Origin of the sequence: Paraburkholderia phenazinium, assembly GCF_900141745.1 — a bacterium.
In the GTDB taxonomy this organism is placed as follows: Bacteria; Pseudomonadota; Gammaproteobacteria; order Burkholderiales; family Burkholderiaceae; genus Paraburkholderia; species Paraburkholderia phenazinium_B.
Map to the genome: position 1 here is coordinate 1,181,102 of NZ_FSRM01000001.1, position 17,329 is coordinate 1,198,430.

The window sequence follows — 17,329 nt, forward strand, 5'->3', positions numbered from 1 at the left end:
AACGAAAGACAAACATCATGTCGATGCGATCTGAATACTGCGGTCTGGTGACCGAAGAACTGCTGGGCCAAACCGTGTCGCTGTGTGGCTGGGTGAGCCGTCGCCGTGACCACGGCGGCGTTATCTTCATCGACCTGCGCGACCGCGAAGGCCTCGTTCAGGTCGTGTGCGACCCCGATCGCGCGGAGATGTTCAAGACCGCTGAAGGCGTGCGCAACGAGTTCTGCGTGCAGATCAAGGGCGTCGTGCGTAATCGTCCGGAAGGCACGACCAACGCTGGCCTGAAGAGCGGCAAGATCGAAGTGCTGTGCCACGAACTGAACGTGCTGAACGCGTCGGTCACGCCGCCGTTCCAGCTCGACGACGACAACCTGTCGGAAACCACGCGTCTCACGCATCGTGTGCTCGACCTGCGCCGTCCGCAGATGCAGCACAACCTGCGTCTGCGTTACCGTGTTTCGATCGAAGTACGCAAGTATCTGGACTCGCTGGGCTTCATCGACATCGAAACGCCGATGCTCACGAAGAGCACGCCCGAAGGCGCGCGCGACTATCTCGTGCCGTCGCGTACCAATGCCGGCCAGTTCTTTGCTCTACCGCAGTCGCCGCAGCTGTTCAAGCAGCTGCTGATGGTCGCTAACTTCGACCGCTACTACCAGATCGTCAAGTGCTTCCGCGACGAAGACCTGCGCGCCGACCGTCAGCCGGAATTCACGCAGATCGACTGCGAAACCTCGTTCCTCTCGGAACAGGAAATTCGCGACCTGTTCGAAGCGATGATCCGTCACGTCTTCAAGGTGACGATCGGCGTTGAACTGGACGAGAAATTCACGGTGATGCAGTACTCGGAAGCCATGCGCCGCTTCGGTTCGGACAAGCCGGACCTGCGCGTGAAGCTCGAATTCACCGACCTGACCGACGCGGTCAAGGACGTCGATTTCAAGGTGTTCAGCACGCCTGCCAACACCAAGGATGGCCGCGTTGCGGCGCTGCGCGTGCCGAAGGGCAGCGAGCTTTCGCGTGGCGATATCGACAGCTACACGGAATTCGTGCGCATCTACGGCGCGAAGGGTCTGGCCTGGGTCAAGGTTAACGAAGTCGCCAAGGGCCGCGACGGTCTGCAAAGCCCGATCGTCAAGAACCTGCACGATGAAGCCATCAAGGCCATCATCGAGCGCACCGGTGCGCAAGACGGCGACATCATTTTCTTCGCGGCGGATCGCGCGAAGGTCGTCAACGACAGCCTCGGCGCACTGCGTCTGAAGATCGGTCATTCCGAATTCGGCAAGGCCAACGGCCTCGTCGAAACCGGCTGGAAGCCGCTGTGGGTGGTCGACTTCCCGATGTTCGAATACGACGAAGAAGAAAACCGTTACGTCGCCGCGCATCACCCGTTCACGAGCCCGAAGGACGAACACCTCGAGTATCTGGAAACGGATCCGGCCCGCTGCCTCGCCAAGGCCTATGACATGGTGTTGAACGGCTGGGAAATCGGCGGCGGTTCGGTGCGTATTCACCGCGAAGAAGTGCAGAGCAAGGTGTTCCGCGCGCTCAAGATCAATGCGGAAGAAGCACGCGCCAAGTTCGGCTTCCTGCTCGATGCGCTGCAATACGGCGCGCCGCCGCATGGTGGTATCGCGTTTGGTCTGGACCGCATCATCACGATGATGGCCGGCGCCGACTCGATCCGCGACGTAATCGCGTTCCCGAAGACGCAGCGCGCACAGGACCTGCTCACGCAGGCGCCGAGCGAAGTGGACGAGCGCCAGTTGCGCGAGTTGCACATCCGTCTGCGTCAGCCGGAAGCGAAGGCGTAAGGCTGCATGCTCACTGTCTGAGCGGCTCATCCAGCGGTTCAATGGGCCGCGGTCAAGCAAACGAAAAAGGCGCGGCACGCGCCTTTTTCGTTTTTTGCGTTACAGTCGGAGCAACGGGTGAAACAATAGCCCAGATAAAGCCGTCGACCGACATGTACCGCGCGCAGTACGCGCCTAGTCTTATCGCCATGCCGAAACCGCCGAAGATTCCCGAATCCGTACTTGTGGTGATCCATACGCCGGAATTAGATGTGCTGCTCATCGAGCGTGCTGATCGCGCGGGTTTCTGGCAATCGGTGACGGGCTCGAAAGAAACGCTCGACGAGCCGCTTGCCTCGACCGCTATACGCGAAGTGGCCGAGGAAACCGGTATCGTGATCGGCAGCTCCGCTGTGCCCCGCGAGGCGTTGTTGGACTGGCAGTATCAGATCGAGTACGAGATTTATCCGGTCTGGCGGCATCGTTACGCCGAGGGCGTGACGCACAACACCGAACACTGGTTCAGCCTCGAGGTGCCGCAGCGTTGCGAGGTGACGCTCGCGCCGCTCGAGCACACCGCGCACCTCTGGCTGCCGCATGAAGAAGCCGCAGAGCGCTGCTTCTCCTCGTCGAACGCCGACGCGATCCTGCAGTTGCCGCAGCGCCTGAAAAGGCGGCTCCGATGACGGCCGGCGGTTCGCGGCATTTCGAGCGGCTTCGGCAAACCCTGTTCGGTCGTCGTTACTGGTCGAAGTTCCGCTTCACCGCCGGTAACGAAGTCCAACTGTTCCGCTCCGGGGAGGCGTTTTTTACTTCGTTGATCGCGCGCGTCGATGCGGCGGAGAAAGACGTCGTTCTCGAAACCTACATCTTCTGCAATGACGACGCCGGCCAGGTGGTCAGTGCCGCGTTGCTGCGCGCCGCCGCCCGCGGCGTGCGTGTGCGCGTGATCACCGACGGCATCGGCACCGCCCGTCTGCCGATTTTCCACGACTGGCCTGAGCGCGGCATCGAGCATCGGATCTACAACCCGCATCTGTTTGGCCGCTTCGGTTTTTCGCGCACGCATCGCAAGCTGGCCGTGGTCGACGATCAGTTCGCGTGGTGCGGCGGCATCAATATCGTCGACGACTACGAGAACGACGGTGCGCGTTTGCCGTATCGGCGCTGGGACTTTGCGGTCGAGCTGCAGGGGCCGGTGGTCGCCGATGTCCGCGAGGCGTTCGAGAGCCAATGGCACCGGATCCGTTTCGGTCACCGTCCGGTCGAAGCGCTGCAGCCCGATTTCACCTTCAAGGACGACACCAGTTCCGGCGCACCGGCCCGCGGCCACAACCGCAGCGCCGATCTGCGCGGCGTTGGCGAACCCGCGGTGGCGTTCGTCGCGCGCGACAACCTGATCAACCGCCGCGCCATCGAGAAGGCTTACCTCACCGCGATCGGTCAGGCGCGCACCGAGGTGCTGCTCGCCAATCCCTACTTCATGCCGGGCCGCAAGCTGCGCCGTGCGCTGGTGTTCGCGGCGCGGCGTGAGGTGGACGTGAAGCTGATCATCGGGAGGAAAGAGTTTGCCGCGCTCGATTACGCAGTGCCTTTCCTGTACCGCTCGTTGCTGAAGGCCGGCGTGAAGATCGCCGAATACGAAAAGACGATGCTGCACGGCAAGGTGGCCGTTGTCGATTCGGCCTGGGGTACGGTAGGCTCATCGAATCTCGACGCGCTGAGTCTTATGCTGAACAACGAGGCCAACGTCGTGCTAGTGCATGACCCGCAAATCAAGGCGTTGCGCGAGGCGATCCTGACTGCCTTCGACGAGTCGCGCCGTATCGATATCGAGCACTACGAGGCCCGTCCCGCAGGCGAGCGTGCGCTGAACTGGCTGGCCTACAACACCTACCGCGTCGTGATGAAACTGCTGACGGTCGGCGGGTACGACTAGACCGGTTTTGCCGCAAGCAAGCTCGGGAACGGATGATGTCATTGCTCGACCGCGATGCTCTGGCGCTGAATGAATCATGCACGCGGTCGCCCCGAGGCCCAGGGCAAACCCGCCTGCCCGAACGTCCCCTGCGCGTCCATCGCGCCAAATCGCCCCGGGAGTTGCGACACGCGTCAAACCGGATCGCGCCGACAAGACAAACCCCTCTAAAAAAATCTCCCGCGTCCGATAGACGTATGACGCAAAATTGATGCTCCGGTTAGAAACCGGTTTCTAATAAAGTCCTTGTTTCGCGGACGGCAGCACTCAATAATAGTACGGCCGTTCGATTTTCTTTCGGTCACATAAGAACGGTAAAAACAGCTATGCGAAAAGGCGAACAAACGCGGGTCGCGATTCTCGATGCAGCACTCGATCTGGCAAGCCGCGACGGACTGGAAGGTCTGACGATAGGGCTGCTGGCCGAGCGCATGCAGATGAGCAAGAGCGGCGTGTTTGCGCACTTCGGGTCGCGCGAGGACTTGCAGGTTGAAGTGGTGCGCGAATATCACCGTCGTTTCGAAGACGAGGTGTTTTTCCCGAGTCTGCGTGAGCCGCGCGGCTTGCCGCGTTTGCGCGCAATGATCTCCCGCTGGATTGAGAAGCGCATCCAGGAAGTGACTACCGGATGCATCTACATCAGCGGTGCGGTCGAGTATGACGACCGCGCGGACAACCCGGTGCGCGAGCAACTGGTGTCGAGCGTGACGATCTGGCGTGCAGCGCTCACCCGGGCCATTTCGCAGGCAATGGAAGAAGGGCATCTGCGTGCGGACACGAACCCGCAACTGATGCTGTTCGAACTGTACAGCTTCACGCTCGGCCTGCATCACGACGCACGCTTCCTGCACTTACCGGATGCAGTGCCTCTGACCTGGGCCGCGCTCGAAAAACTGATTGTTTCGTATCAGAGCGAAAGCCGTTAGCAGGGCAGCCGGATCCGGCGGATCCAGCGGCGCTGAAAAGGTCCGGACACGGACTGGAGTTGACGGCCTGGCTCCTTGTCAAACTTTGGAGAGAGTCATGGGACAGTACGCCGCGCCGTTGCGCGACATGCAATTCGTGTTGCACGAGCTGCTTAATGTCGAAGATGAGATCAAGCAGATGCCGAAGCACGCAGATCTCGATGCCGATACGATCAATGCAGTGCTGGAAGAAGCCGGCAAGTTCTGCTCCGAAGTGCTGTTCCCGCTGAATCAGAGCGGCGACCAGGAAGGCTGCACGTACGTCGGCGACGGCGTCGTGACCACGCCGAAGGGTTTCAAGGAAGCTTATAAGCAATATGTCGAGGCTGGCTGGCCGGCACTCGGTTGCGATCCGGAATACGGCGGCCAGGGCCTGCCCGCGTTCGTCAACAACGCTCTGTACGAAATGCTTAATTCGGCGAACCAGGCGTGGACGATGTACCCGGGCCTGTCGCACGGCGCGTATGAATGCCTGCATGCGCATGGCACGCCGGAACTGCAGCAGACGTATCTGCCCAAACTCGTCTCCGGTACGTGGACCGGCACGATGTGTCTGACCGAGCCGCATTGCGGCACGGATCTCGGCATCCTGCGCACCAAGGCCGAACCGAACGTCGACGGCTCTTACTCGATCAGCGGCACCAAGATTTTCATCTCCAGCGGCGAACACGACCTCGCGGAGAACATCGTTCATCTGGTGCTCGCGCGTCTGCCGGATGCACCGAACGGTACCAAGGGCATTTCGCTCTTCATCGTACCTAAGTTCGTGCCGAACGAAGCCGGCGAGCCGGGCGAACGCAATACCGTGAAGTGCGGTTCCATCGAACACAAGATGGGCATCCACGGTAACGCCACCTGCGTGATCAATCTCGACAACGCCAGGGGCTGGCTGGTCGGCGAGCCGAACAAGGGCTTGAACGCCATGTTCGTGATGATGAACGCCGCGCGTCTGGGCGTCGGCATGCAGAGCCTTGGGCTGACCGAAATCGGCTATCAGAACTCGCTGACTTACGCGAAAGAGCGTCTGCAGATGCGTTCGCTGACCGGCCCGAAGGCGCCTGAAAAGGCCGCTGACCCGATCATCGTGCACCCGGACGTGCGCCGCATGCTGCTCACGCAGAAGGCCTACGCCGAAGGCGCGCGCGCTTTCTCGTACTGGTCCGCGCTGCATATCGACAAGGAACTGTCGCACGCCGAAGAATCGGTGCGCAAGGATGCCGCCGACCTCGTCGCGCTGCTCACGCCGATCCTGAAAGCGTTCCTCTCGGACAACGCGTTCGAGAGCACCAACCACGCCATGCAGATTTACGGCGGTCACGGCTTCATCGCCGAGTGGGGCATGGAGCAGTACGTGCGCGACGCGCGCATCAACATGATCTACGAAGGCACCAACGCGATCCAGTCGCTCGACCTGCTCGGCCGCAAGGTCCTCGGCGACATGGGCGCGAAGATGAAGAAGTTCGGCAAGCTGGTGACGGAGTTCGTCGAAGCCGAAGGTATCAAGCCGGAAATGCAGGAGTTCGTGAACCCGCTCGCCGACATCGGCGACAAGGTGCAGAAGCTCACCATGGAAATCGGCATGAAGGCCATGCAGAACCCGGACGAAGTCGGCGCCGCGGCTGTACCGTATCTGCGCACCGTCGGCCATCTGGTGTTCTCGTACTTCTGGGCCCGCATGGCGCGCATCGCCCTGGACAAGGAAGCGTCCGGCGATCCGTTCTACAAGGCCAAGCTCGCCACCGCGCGCTTCTACTTCGCCAAGCTGCTGCCGGAAACGGCCATGACGATTCGCCAGGCACGCGCCGGTTCGAAGTCGTTGATGGACGTCGAAGAGTCGCTGTTCTAAAGCCACATCACGGCAGGGCCGCGCGTGCCTGAAACGCGTGGCCCTGCCGCCAGCCACACATTGCGAAGCCCGCGTGCACCGCGCGCGAAACCCACGCAAACATTACGCGACACCCGCATAACTCCCCCGGAGGAACGACGTGAGCAATCTGATCATTCGCAAGGTAGCCGTGCTCGGCGCCGGCGTGATGGGCGCGCAGATCGCTGCGCACCTGATCAACGCCAAGGTGCCTGTGCTGCTGTTCGACCTGCCCGCCAAGGAAGGCCCGAAGAACGCGATCGCACTGAAAGCGATCGAGAATCTGAAGAAGCTGTCGCCGGCGCCGTTTGGCGTGAAGGAAGACGCGCAATACATCCAGCCTGCCAACTACGACGACGACATCGAGAAGCTCGCCGAGTGCGATCTCGTGATCGAAGCAATCGCCGAACGGATGGACTGGAAACACGACCTGTACAAGAAAGTCTCGCCGCATATCGCGTCGAACGCGATTTTCGCGAGCAACACGTCGGGTCTGTCGATCACCGAACTGTCGCAAGGTTTCTCGGATGAACTGAAGTCGCGCTTCTGCGGCGTGCACTTCTTCAATCCGCCGCGATATATGCATCTAGTCGAGCTGATTCCGACCGCGGCGACGCGTCCGGAAATTCTCGATCAGCTCGAAACGTTCCTGACGAGCGTGGTTGGCAAGGGCGTCGTGCGTGCGAAAGATACGCCGAACTTCATCGCCAACCGGGTGGGCATTTTCTCGATCCTCGCGGTCATCACCGAAGCGGCGAAGTTCGGCCTGCGTTTCGACGAAGTGGACGATCTGACGGGTTCGCGTCTGGGCCGCGCGAAGTCGGCAACGTTCCGCACCGCCGACGTGGTCGGTCTCGACACGATGGCGCACGTCATCAAGACGATGCAGGACAACCTGAAGGACGACCCGTTCTTCCCGGTCTACGAAACACCGGCCGTGCTCGCCGAACTCGTGAAGAAGGGTGCGCTCGGTCAGAAGACCGGCGGCGGCTTCTACAAGAAGGAGGGCAAGGCGATCAAGGTGCTCGATCCGAAGACGGGCGAGTATGTCGACGGCGGCGCGAAGGCCGACGAACTGGTGGGCCGCATCCTCAAGCGTCCGCCGGCAGAGCGCCTGAAACTGCTGCGTGAATCGCAACATCCGCAGGCGCAGTTCCTGTGGTCGATCTTCCGCGATGTGTTCCATTACATCGGTGTGCATCTGGAGTCGATCGCCGACAACGCACGTGATGTCGATCTGGCCATCCGTTGGGGTTTCGGCTGGAACGAAGGCCCGTTCGAAGGCTGGCAGACGGCCGGCTGGAAGCAGGTCGCCGAGTGGGTGCAGGAAGACATCGCCGCAGGCAACGCGCTGTCGAGTGCGCCGCTGCCGTCTTGGGTGCTCGAAGGTCCGGTTGCCGAGAAGGGCGGCGTGCATACGAACGAAGGTTCGTGGTCGCCGGCTTCGAAGTCTTTCGTGCCGCGTTCTTCCTTGAGCGTCTATGACAAACAGGTGTTCCGTGCGCCGCTGGTCGGCGAGACCGGTGCCGATCCGAAGACTTACGGCAAGACGCTGTTCGAAACCGATGCGGTTCGCGCATGGGTCGACGATCGTGCGGGCGAGGACGACGTCCTGATCGTCTCGTTCAAGAGCAAGATGAACACGATTGGACCGTCGGTAATCGATGGCCTCACGCAAGCAATTGAACTGGCCGAAAAGGAATACAAGGGCCTCGTGGTGTGGCAGCCCACGTCGCTGAAGCTCGGTACGCCGGGCGGTCCGTTCTCGGCAGGCGCGAATCTGGAAGAGGCGCTGCCTGCGTTCATGACGGGTGGCGCGAAGGGTATCGAGCCGTTCGTGCAGAAGTTCCAGCAAGGCATGCTGCGCGTGAAGTACGCGAACGTGCCGGTGGTTTCGGCTGTGTCGGGCATCGCGCTCGGCGGCGGTTGCGAACTCGTGCTGCAAAGCGCGAAGCGTGTGGCGCATATCGAGAGCTACATCGGTCTGGTGGAAGTCGGCGTGGGTCTGGTTCCCGCTGGCGGCGGTCTGAAGGAAGCGGCGCTGCGCGCAGCGGAAGCGGCGACGCAGGCTGGTGCCACCAACGATCTCCTGAAGTTCGTGCAGAAGTCGTTTGAAAACGCCGCGATGGCGAAGGTCTCGGCCTCCGCGCTCGACGCCCGTGCAATGGGTTATCTGAAGCCGTCCGACACGATCGTCTTCAACGTGTTTGAGCTGCTCGATGTGGCGAAGAAGGAAGCGCGTGCGCTGGCCGCGGCCGGGTATCGTCCGCCGCTGCGTGTGACGCAGGTGCCGGTCGCAGGCCGCTCGGCGATTGCGACGATCAAGGCGTCGCTCGTCAATATGCGCGATGGCCGTTTCATTAGCGATCACGATTACCTGATCGCGAGCCGTATCGCCGAAGCCGTGTGCGGCGGCGATGTCGAAGCGGGCAGCCTGGTGGACGAAGAATGGCTGCTGAAACTCGAGCGCCGTGCGTTCGTCGATCTGCTCGGCACGCAGAAGACGCAGGAACGGATCATGGGCATGCTGCAAACCGGCAAGCCGGTGCGTAATTAACGCGCGACGATCGCCCGCATAAATCGCATGGGGCCAGAGTAAGCGCTAAAGCGCTAACTCTGGCCGACATAGGAGCTCTTCAAATGACAAAGCAATTGCAAGACGCATACATCGTCGCCGCGAGCCGCACGCCGATCGGCAAGGCGCCGCGCGGGATGTTCAAGAACACGCGCCCCGACGAACTGCTGGTGCACGCGATCAAAGCGGCCGTGGCGCAGGTGCCCGGTCTCGATACCAAGGTGATCGAAGACGCCATCATCGGCTGCGCAATTCCAGAAGCGGAACAAGGGCTGAACGTGGCGCGCATGGGTGCACTGCTTGCCGGTCTGCCGAATACGGTGGGCGGCGTCACGGTGAACCGTTTCTGCGCGTCGGGTCTGACGGCGCTGGCGATGGCCGCCGACCGCATCCGCGTCGGCGAATCCGACGCGATGATCGCCGGCGGCTGCGAATCGATGAGCATGGTGCCGATGATGGGCAACAAGCCGTCGATGTCGCCGCACATCTTCGATCGCAGCGAAGACTTCGGCATCGCCTACGGCATGGGCCTGACCGCCGAGAAGGTCGCCGAGCGCTGGAAGATCAGCCGCGAAGCGCAAGACCAGTTCTCGGTCGAATCGCATCGCCGCGCCATCGCCGCGCAGCAGGCCGGCGAGTTCAACGACGAAATCGCCGCCTACACGATCACCGAGCGTTTCCCCGATCTCGCCACCGGCGAAGTGAAGGTGAAGACGCGCGAAGTCGCGCTCGACGAAGGTCCGCGCGCGGACACGTCGCTGGAAGGTCTGGCCAAGCTGCGTACTGTCTTCGCCAACAAGGGTTCGGTGACGGCCGGCAACAGCTCGCAGACCTCGGATGGCGCGGGCGCGCTGATCGTGGTGTCGGAGAAGATGTTGAAGGAGTTCAACCTGACGCCGCTCGCGCGTTTCGTCAGCTTCGCCGTGCGCGGCGTGCCGCCGGAAATCATGGGCATCGGTCCGAAGGAAGCGATTCCGGCTGCGCTGAAGGCCGCGGGTCTGAAGATCGAAGACCTGGACTGGATCGAGCTGAACGAAGCGTTCGCCGCGCAGTCGCTGGCGGTGATCCAGGACCTCGGTCTCGATCCGTCGAAGATCAACCCGCTTGGCGGCGCGATTGCACTGGGCCATCCGCTCGGCGCGACGGGCGCGATTCGTGCGTCGACAGTGGTGCACGGCCTGCGCCGTCGCAACTACAAGTACGGCATGGTCACGATGTGCGTCGGCACAGGGATGGGCGCAGCGGGCATCATTGAGCGTCTGTAATCGTGTACGCACAGGTCCTTTGAAGACCTCAGAACGGTTCGTAAGCCCTGAGGCCTGCGAACCGTTTTTTCATTCAGCCGCATCACAGCCGCATTACCGCCTCGACAGGCAGTGTTGCGCAGCACTGAGCGGGACTAACAGGAGATGACGATGGACATTCTGGTCGAGCGCGCCAACGGCGTGCTGACGATTGCCTTCAACCGGCCGGACAAGAAGAACGCGATTACGGCCGCCATGTACCAGACGATGGCCGACGCGCTGGTCGAAGCGCAGGGCGACACGTCCGTGCGGGCGATCCTGTTTCGCGGCAGCGTCGGCATTTTCAGCGCCGGCAACGATCTGGAAGATTTCATGAAGACGCCGCCGATGGGCGAAAGCGCGCCGGTGTTCCAGTTCCTGCGCGCGATCAGCTCGGCGGAGAAACCGGTGGTGGCGTCGGTGGCGGGCCCGGCGGTGGGGATCGGCACGACCCTGTTGCTGCATTGCGACCTGGTGTATGCCGCCGATACAGCGACGTTTTCGCTGCCGTTTGCGCAACTTGGGCTGTGCCCGGAAGCGGCTTCGAGCCTGCTGTTGCAGCGCGTCGCCGGCTATCAGGCCGCAGCGGAAAAGCTGCTGCTGGGTGAAGCGTTCGACGCGCGCGAAGCTCAACAGATGGGCTTCGTGAACCGCCTGCTACCGGCCGCGGAAGTCGATGCATTCGCGCTCGAACAAGCGGTCAAGCTGGCGGCACTGCCGGCTTCGTCGTTGCGTGTGACGAAGTCGCTGATGAAGCGAGCGAGCCACCACGAACTGCAAACGCAGATGTCCGATGAAGCCGTGCACTTCGGCAAGATGCTGCTCGCGCCGGAAGCGCGCGAGGCGTTCAAGGCGTTCTTCGAAAAGCGCAAGCCGGATTTCCGGCAGTTCGACTGAGCAGCAACAGGCAACAGGCAACAGGCAACAGGCAACGGGCTTACGTCGGCGCAAGCGTGTCGTAGTCGACGTAACCGGCCTCGCGGCAAAAGCTCACCAGCCGTACGCCGGCCTGGCGTGCAATCGCAATCGCCAGCGACGAGGGCGCCGAGATGGTCGCCAGCATCGGCACGTCGACGCGTGCTGCCTTGCGCACCAGTTCATAGCTCGCACGGCTCGACAGGAAAACAAAGCCTTCCTTGGTATCCGCCCGGTCGAGCACCAGCTGCCCGATCAGCTTATCCAGGGCGTTATGACGGCCTACATCCTCGAATGCGAGGCTGATGGCGCCTTCCGCGTCGCACCATGCCGCGGCGTGCAGGCCGCCCGTCAGTTTGGTCAGGGCCTGATGCGCAGGCAGCTCACGTGCAGCGCGGGCAATCGCATCCGGTGCGAGCCGCTGCAGAAAACCGGTGTCAGGCACGCGCTCCGGCTTCAGATCCAGCAGATCGATGCTTTCGATCCCGCACACGCCGCAGCCAGTCCGGCCCGCGAGCGCGCGGCGCTTTTCCTTCAGCTCGACGAAGGCCTGTTGCACGACCTGCAATTGCACTTCGGCATGCGGCATTTCGCCGTCATGCAGCTCTACCTCGATGTCCTGGATATCGCTGCCGCGCTCCACGATCCCTTCCGAAATCGCAAAACCGACCGCGAACGCCTCCAGATCGCGCGGCGTGCACATCATTACCGCATGCGAAATGCCATTGAAGACGAGCGCCACCGGCCACTCCTGACCGACGTGGTCAATGACCGTTTCCACCGCGCCGCCGCGGTGGCGGCGCACCTGGCGCTCGACAGCGCCCGGTTGATCCGCCGTTTCAAGTTCGTTCAAAACCCTGACTCCTAGACCGATGCGGCGCGCGGGGAAGTGTCCCCTGGCCCAGCCTGGCCGGGCCGCCGCCGCACGAATAAGGTTCTAAAATACCTCAAGCGGGCGTTGTGCGTTGGCCCGCCACCAAAGAGGACACTGTCATGGGACTCAACGAGGCGCCGCTCCTGTTCAACTTCGAAGTCGAGTCTTCGGAAGATCTGACCTACATCCCGATGGCGGTGCGCTTCAATCTCGACCGCTTCGGGCTGCGCATCTCGCTCGCGCAGTGGCAGATGCTGCCACACGAAGACCGCAAGCTGCTCGCGCGTTTTCCGGTCGAAGAGGACGCCAGCATCGAGCCGAACTTCGATCATGCGCTGTTCGAAATGCTGCGCACGCACGCCAACGTCGAGCCGGAGTGGTTCACCCCCGAGGATGCCCCCGCCTGGCGTCGGACCAACGCCGTGCCGGAGGGCGTGATGCACCAGGTGGCACTCGCCAGCCTGCACGCCCCGAGCACCGACCAGTGGGCCACGCTCGAGCCGTTCAAACGCTACGTGCTTACCAAGCTGTCGCGCAAACCCGAAGCGAACCACGACTTTGTACCCGCCATGAAAGAGTTTGGTCTGGCCGGCTAGTCGTCCCCATCCCGCAAATATTTTTGCATCGCACCCTCAAACTGTTCCGATTCGTTGCCGTTATCCAAGGGTTGGCGCGTAAAAAGACCCCGCAGAGGCAAGAACAAGCACGTGCTGCATATGCATTCATGCGCACGGACCTCAGCGCACTCCCGCCTGCAGAACGAATAACGTTCGGAACCCATGACTCCTTTCCTATCGAGGCGGTTACTGATCAATCTGGCAGTCGTCGCCGCAGCGGTCGGCGCGAACGCGTTTGTCGCCTACACGCAGATCTGCGGCCAGCGCGATGCCGACGTGCGCTCGCTCCGCTCGACTGACATCCGCCAGAATCTCGACGCTTATCGCTCGGCGCTCGATGACGGCCTCGCGACGCTGGGCCGCTTCGAGGCGACCGGGCGGCCCGGACCGGCCGATGCGGCGTCGGTGATGTCGGCTTCGCTCGCCGGGCTCGAGCACAGGCTCGCGGCGGAACTCGCCGACGAACCGGCCATGGCCGCCACACTGGGCAAGCTGAGTAGCGAGAGCCGGACACTGCAGCAGGAAATCGCGGCCGCGCTGGCGCTGGCTCAGGCGAGCGGCCCGGACGAATCGCGAGCATGGGCGGCGTCGGCCTACACGCAGCTCGGCATGGAACTGGATCACGTGGAAACGGCGCTGGCAGCGTTGCGGCAGCAGGAAAACCGCGCCTTGCAGGTGTCGCTGGCGGAATCGCACCGGCGTACGCAGCACGCGATGCTGCTGCTGATCGTCACAATGCTGGCCGGTTGCTCGCTCCTGATCTTCACGTTCGGCGCACGTGAAAGCGCGGCGCGTGAGCGGCTGCGGATGGCCAAGGCGCTGTACCGCAACGACGAACGTTTTCGCGGCCTGTTCGACACCCATCCCGTGCCGATGTATATCTTCGATCGCGAGACGCTGCGTTTTCTCGCGGTCAACGCGGCAGCCGTCCAGCAATACGGCTATTCGGAGAGCGAATTCCTTGCAATGACGGTCCGCGCGATCCGTCCGAACGGCGAGATCGGCCGCCTCGAGTCGCATCTGCTGCGCAGCGACGATGGCCCCAACCAGGGCCGCACGATGGCCGGTGTCTGGCATCACCGGCGCAAGGACGGCTCGACGATCAGCGCCGACATCTCGTATCACTCGCTGACCTACATGGGCCGCCCCGCGATCTTCGTGCTGGCCGATGACGTCACCGAGCAGATCAATGCCGAAGCCGAGGCACAGCGCTCGAACCAGATGCTCGAAACGGTGATCGACAATATTCCTCAGCGGATTTTCTGGAAGGATCAGCAATCGCGTTATCTGGGCTGCAACATGGCGTTTGCTCGCGATGCCGGGCTGGCGTATCCGGAGCAGGTGGTGGGCAAGACCGATCACGATCTGCCCTGGCGCGCGCTGGCCGATCAGGTGCAGGCGCACGACGTCGAAGTGATCACCACCGGCGTGCCAAAGATGAACTTCGAGGCCGACCTGGTGATCGACGGCGTGCATCGCACCACAGTGACGAGCAAGCTGCCGTTCACCGATAGCGACGGCCGTGTGATCGGCGTGCTCGGTTCTTACACCGATATCACCGAGCGCAAGCGCGCCGATCTGGCGCTGCGTCTGCAAAGCCGCGCGCTCGATGCCAGCGTCAACGCGATTCTGATCACCGGGCCGACCGAGACGGGCAATCTGATCGAATACGTGAATCCGGCGTTCAAGCGCATCACCGGCTACGATCCGGCCGAGGTGATCGGCCAGGACTGCCGCCTGCTGCAACGCGACGACCGGGATCAGGAAGGGATTTCGGCGATCCGCCAGTCGCTTGCCGCCAATCGCGAAGTGAGCGCGGTGCTGCGCAATTACCGCAAGGACGGCGCGCTGTTCTGGAACCAGCTGTTTATCGCGCCGGTGCCGAATCCGGATGGCGAGACCACGCATCACATCGGCGTCATCAACGACGTCACCGACCTGATGCGCTATCAGGAGCAGCTCGAATACCAGGCGAACTACGACAGCCTGACCCGGCTGCCCAACCGCAATCTGCTGCGCGACCGTCTGCAGCACGCGCTGATCGTCGCCCGACGCCACCACAAGGGTGTCGCAGTCGTGTTTATCGATCTGGACGGCTTCAAGAACGTCAATGACAGCCTCGGACACAGCGTCGGCGACCGGCTATTGGGCGTCGTCGCCGAGCGCCTGGCGCGCTGCGCCCGCGCGAGCGACACGGTGGCACGGCATGGCGGCGACGAATTCGTGATCGTGATGACCGACACCGTCGACGAGCAGTCGCTGATTGCGTGGATGGAGCGCGTGCGCGCGTCGATCTCCGAGCCGGTGTGGCTCGACGGCACCGAGCTGTACGTGGGCTGCAGCATGGGCGCGAGCCTGTTCCCGCAGGACGGCGACGACACCGAAACCCTGATGAAGAAGGCCGACCTCGCGATGTATCGCGCGAAGGACATGGGCCGTAACAACTTCCAGTTCTACCAGCCGGAGATGAATGTGAGCGCCGGCGCGCGGCTGAGTCTCGAACGACGTCTGCGGCGCGCCTTGCGCGATAACGAGTTCCTGCTGCACTACCAGCCGCAGGTGGATATCGTGACCGGACAGATCGTGGGCATGGAGGCGCTGGTGCGCTGGCGCGACCCGGAGGTGGGGCTGATCCCGCCGTCGTCGTTCATTCCGGTGGCGGAGGAGTGCGGACTGATCGGGCCGTTGTCCGAGTGGGTGATGCGCGAAGCGTGCCGCCAGAACAAGGCCTGGCAGGACGAGGGCTTGCCGCCGGCGCGCGTCTCGGTGAACCTCTCGGCGCGGCAATTCCAGCACCACGACATCGCCAAGGTGGTCACGCAGATCCTCGCGGAGACTGGACTCGAGCCGCAATACCTCGAACTTGAGCTCACCGAAAGCACCATCATGCGCAACGCCGAAGAAGCGGTGTTGATGCTCAACTCGCTGCACGCGCTGGGCATTGGGCTCGCCATCGACGACTTCGGCACCGGCTATTCAAGCCTTAGCTATCTGAAGCGCTTTCCGGTGGACCGCCTGAAGATCGACCGCTCGTTTGTGTCGGACATCGGCACGTCGGGCGACGACGAGACGATTACGTCGGCCATCATCGCGCTCGCGCATTCGCTGAACCTGCAGGTGATCGCCGAAGGCGTGGAGACGTCGGAGCAACTCGATTTTCTCAAAGAGCGCGCCTGCGACGAAATGCAGGGCTACTTCTTCTCGAGACCGATGCCGACCGACGCGATTCCTGCCTTGCTGCAGGCTGGGGCGGCGGCGATGGTGGCGTAGCGGTAAAAATCTAGTTTACTGGATTTATTTTCCATTAAACTGGATTCATGGACATCAACAACCGGATCGCCAGCCGTGTGCGTGAGCTTCGCGACGCCCAGGGCTATTCCCTCGACACGCTTGCCGAACGCAGCGGCGTGAGCCGCTCCACGATCTCGCTGATCGAGCGCGGTCAGAGCAGCCCAACGGCAACCGTGCTCGACAAGCTCGCCACCGCCCTGCGCGTGACGCTCGCTTCGCTATTCGAAGACAGCGCAAGCGAGTCCGCCGAGCCTTCACCGATGTCCCGCGCTGGCGAGCAGCCGGTATGGACCGATCCGACTTCGGGCTATGTCCGCCGCAACCTGTCGTCTGCGGCACGCTCGCCGATCCAGTTGGTCGAGGTCAACTTTCCGGCGGGGCAGCAGGTTGCTTACGACACCAGCGAGCGCGACGTCGAGATTCATCAGCAGGTCTGGATGATCGAAGGCGTGATGGAGATGACGGTGGGCGACGCGCACTGGCGTCTGGAGGCGGGCGACTGTCTTTCGATGAGGCTCGACTGTCCCACGGCGTTTCGTAATCCCACGCGCGAGCCGGCCCGCTATCTGGTGGCGCTGACCAGCGTGCCCTTTACACCGTTTGCGCCATTTACGCCGGCAAGGAGAAACGGATGAGCGAAGACGTTAGCGTGCGCCGGATCGGCGCCAATGAGGCTGTCGCCTGTGTAGACGCGTTGGCGGACGTGCTGATCGATTGCGTGGAAGGCGGGGCGTCAGTGGGCTATATGTTGCCGCTCGCGCGCGAGAAAGCGCTCGGGTTCTGGCGCGGCGTCGCCGAGGGCGTGGCGCGCAACGAGCGGGCGCTGCTGATTGCCGAGAACCGCGCGGGTGAGATACTCGGTACAGTGCAGTTGATCTTCGCGCAACCCGACAATCAGCCGCATCGTGCGGACGTCGGCAAGATGCTGGTGTGCCGCAAGGCGCGGCGGCGAGGTATCGCGCAGCGCTTGATGGCGGCGGTCGAAGATACCGCGCGTGACGAGGGCAGGAGCGTGCTGGTGCTCGATACCGTCACCGGCGGCGCGGCGGAGGGCTTGTACGAAAAGGCCGGGTGGCAGCGTGTGGGCGTCGTGCCGAAGTACGCGCTGATGCCCGACGGTGAGTTTTGCGCGACGACGGTTTATTACCGGCATCTGTGAGGGAGCGCGATA

At 62.6% G+C, this 17,329-nt stretch carries 13 protein-coding genes; 12 read left to right on the top strand and 1 reads right to left on the bottom strand.

What is annotated here, in order from left to right; translation table 11 throughout:
• Window positions 1-17 precede the first annotated feature (17 nt).
• The 8 genes from aspS to BUS06_RS05590 all read left to right on the top strand — a co-directional run bounded on the left by aspS (window position 18) and on the right by BUS06_RS05590 (window position 11,358).
• Window positions 18-1,817: an aspartate--tRNA ligase gene (gene aspS / locus BUS06_RS05555; RefSeq protein ID WP_074263366.1), complete on the top strand. Its 1,800-nt coding sequence runs from the start codon at window positions 18-20 to the stop codon at window positions 1,815-1,817.
• 188 nt (window positions 1,818-2,005) lie between these two features.
• On the top strand, window positions 2,006-2,482 hold the full coding sequence (gene nudB, locus BUS06_RS05560) for a dihydroneopterin triphosphate diphosphatase (protein WP_074265924.1): 477 nt from the start codon (window positions 2,006-2,008) through the stop codon (window positions 2,480-2,482).
• Between the two features lie 41 nt (window positions 2,483-2,523).
• A complete protein-coding gene (gene clsB / locus BUS06_RS05565; protein WP_429286976.1) occupies window positions 2,524-3,735 on the top strand; it encodes a cardiolipin synthase ClsB in 1,212 nt (403 codons plus the stop codon).
• Between the two features lie 365 nt (window positions 3,736-4,100).
• Window positions 4,101-4,700 (top strand): TetR/AcrR family transcriptional regulator, encoded by a 600-nt coding sequence (locus BUS06_RS05570; protein WP_074263368.1) that lies wholly within the window; start codon window positions 4,101-4,103, stop codon window positions 4,698-4,700.
• A gap of 97 nt (window positions 4,701-4,797) precedes the next feature.
• Entirely contained in the window at window positions 4,798-6,585 is a 1,788-nt protein-coding gene (locus BUS06_RS05575) for an acyl-CoA dehydrogenase C-terminal domain-containing protein (protein WP_074263369.1), read from the top strand.
• Between the two features lie 139 nt (window positions 6,586-6,724).
• Entirely contained in the window at window positions 6,725-9,160 is a 2,436-nt protein-coding gene (locus tag BUS06_RS05580) for a 3-hydroxyacyl-CoA dehydrogenase/enoyl-CoA hydratase family protein (RefSeq protein WP_074263370.1), read from the top strand.
• A gap of 83 nt (window positions 9,161-9,243) precedes the next feature.
• Window positions 9,244-10,443 carry an acetyl-CoA C-acyltransferase gene (locus tag BUS06_RS05585; RefSeq protein ID WP_074263371.1) on the top strand — a complete coding sequence of 400 codons (1,200 nt, stop codon included), beginning with the start codon at window positions 9,244-9,246 and terminating at the stop codon, window positions 10,441-10,443.
• 144 nt (window positions 10,444-10,587) lie between these two features.
• Window positions 10,588-11,358, top strand: a complete 771-nt coding sequence (locus tag BUS06_RS05590) for an enoyl-CoA hydratase (RefSeq protein ID WP_074263372.1) — start codon at window positions 10,588-10,590, stop codon at window positions 11,356-11,358.
• 40 nt (window positions 11,359-11,398) lie between these two features.
• On the opposite strand, the gene fdhD is transcribed toward BUS06_RS05590, so the two are convergent.
• The gene (gene fdhD / locus BUS06_RS05595; RefSeq protein ID WP_074263373.1) at window positions 11,399-12,229 is read right to left on the bottom strand and encodes a formate dehydrogenase accessory sulfurtransferase FdhD; all 831 of its coding nucleotides are present in this window, start codon (window positions 12,227-12,229) and stop codon (window positions 11,399-11,401) included.
• 140 nt (window positions 12,230-12,369) lie between these two features.
• Here fdhD and BUS06_RS05600 point away from each other — a divergent pair, with 140 nt between their 5' ends.
• The 4 genes from BUS06_RS05600 (at window position 12,370) to BUS06_RS05620 (ending at window position 17,317) form a co-directional block, all read left to right on the top strand.
• Entirely contained in the window at window positions 12,370-12,846 is a 477-nt protein-coding gene (locus BUS06_RS05600) for a nitrate reductase associated protein (protein WP_074263374.1), read from the top strand.
• Window positions 12,847-13,029: 183 nt separating this feature from the next.
• The gene (locus BUS06_RS05610) at window positions 13,030-16,137 is read left to right on the top strand and encodes a sensor domain-containing protein (protein WP_074263376.1); all 3,108 of its coding nucleotides are present in this window, start codon (window positions 13,030-13,032) and stop codon (window positions 16,135-16,137) included.
• A 47-nt stretch (window positions 16,138-16,184) separates the two neighbouring features.
• Window positions 16,185-16,793 (top strand): helix-turn-helix domain-containing protein, encoded by a 609-nt coding sequence (locus BUS06_RS05615; protein ID WP_074263377.1) that lies wholly within the window; start codon window positions 16,185-16,187, stop codon window positions 16,791-16,793.
• The gene (locus BUS06_RS05620; RefSeq protein WP_074263378.1) at window positions 16,790-17,317 is read left to right on the top strand and encodes a GNAT family N-acetyltransferase; all 528 of its coding nucleotides are present in this window, start codon (window positions 16,790-16,792) and stop codon (window positions 17,315-17,317) included. The genes BUS06_RS05615 and BUS06_RS05620 overlap by 4 nt, the downstream gene beginning before the upstream one ends.
• Window positions 17,318-17,329: the final 12 nt, after the last annotated feature.

What these genes read in the sequence shown, in the direction of transcription:
- aspS (WP_074263366.1), top strand. Translation starts at nt 18, where the DNA reads ATGTCGATGCGATCTGAATACTGCGGTCTGGTGACCGAAGAACTGCTG.
- nudB (WP_074265924.1), top strand. Translation starts at nt 2,006, where the DNA reads ATGCCGAAACCGCCGAAGATTCCCGAATCCGTACTTGTGGTGATCCAT.
- BUS06_RS05570 (WP_074263368.1), top strand. Translation starts at nt 4,101, where the DNA reads ATGCGAAAAGGCGAACAAACGCGGGTCGCGATTCTCGATGCAGCACTC.
- BUS06_RS05575 (WP_074263369.1), top strand. Translation starts at nt 4,798, where the DNA reads ATGGGACAGTACGCCGCGCCGTTGCGCGACATGCAATTCGTGTTGCAC.
- BUS06_RS05585 (WP_074263371.1), top strand. Translation starts at nt 9,244, where the DNA reads ATGACAAAGCAATTGCAAGACGCATACATCGTCGCCGCGAGCCGCACG.
- BUS06_RS05590 (WP_074263372.1), top strand. Translation starts at nt 10,588, where the DNA reads ATGACGATGGACATTCTGGTCGAGCGCGCCAACGGCGTGCTGACGATT.
- BUS06_RS05600 (WP_074263374.1), top strand. Translation starts at nt 12,370, where the DNA reads ATGGGACTCAACGAGGCGCCGCTCCTGTTCAACTTCGAAGTCGAGTCT.
- BUS06_RS05610 (WP_074263376.1), top strand. Translation starts at nt 13,030, where the DNA reads ATGACTCCTTTCCTATCGAGGCGGTTACTGATCAATCTGGCAGTCGTC.
- BUS06_RS05615 (WP_074263377.1), top strand. Translation starts at nt 16,185, where the DNA reads ATGGACATCAACAACCGGATCGCCAGCCGTGTGCGTGAGCTTCGCGAC.
- BUS06_RS05620 (WP_074263378.1), top strand. Translation starts at nt 16,790, where the DNA reads ATGAGCGAAGACGTTAGCGTGCGCCGGATCGGCGCCAATGAGGCTGTC.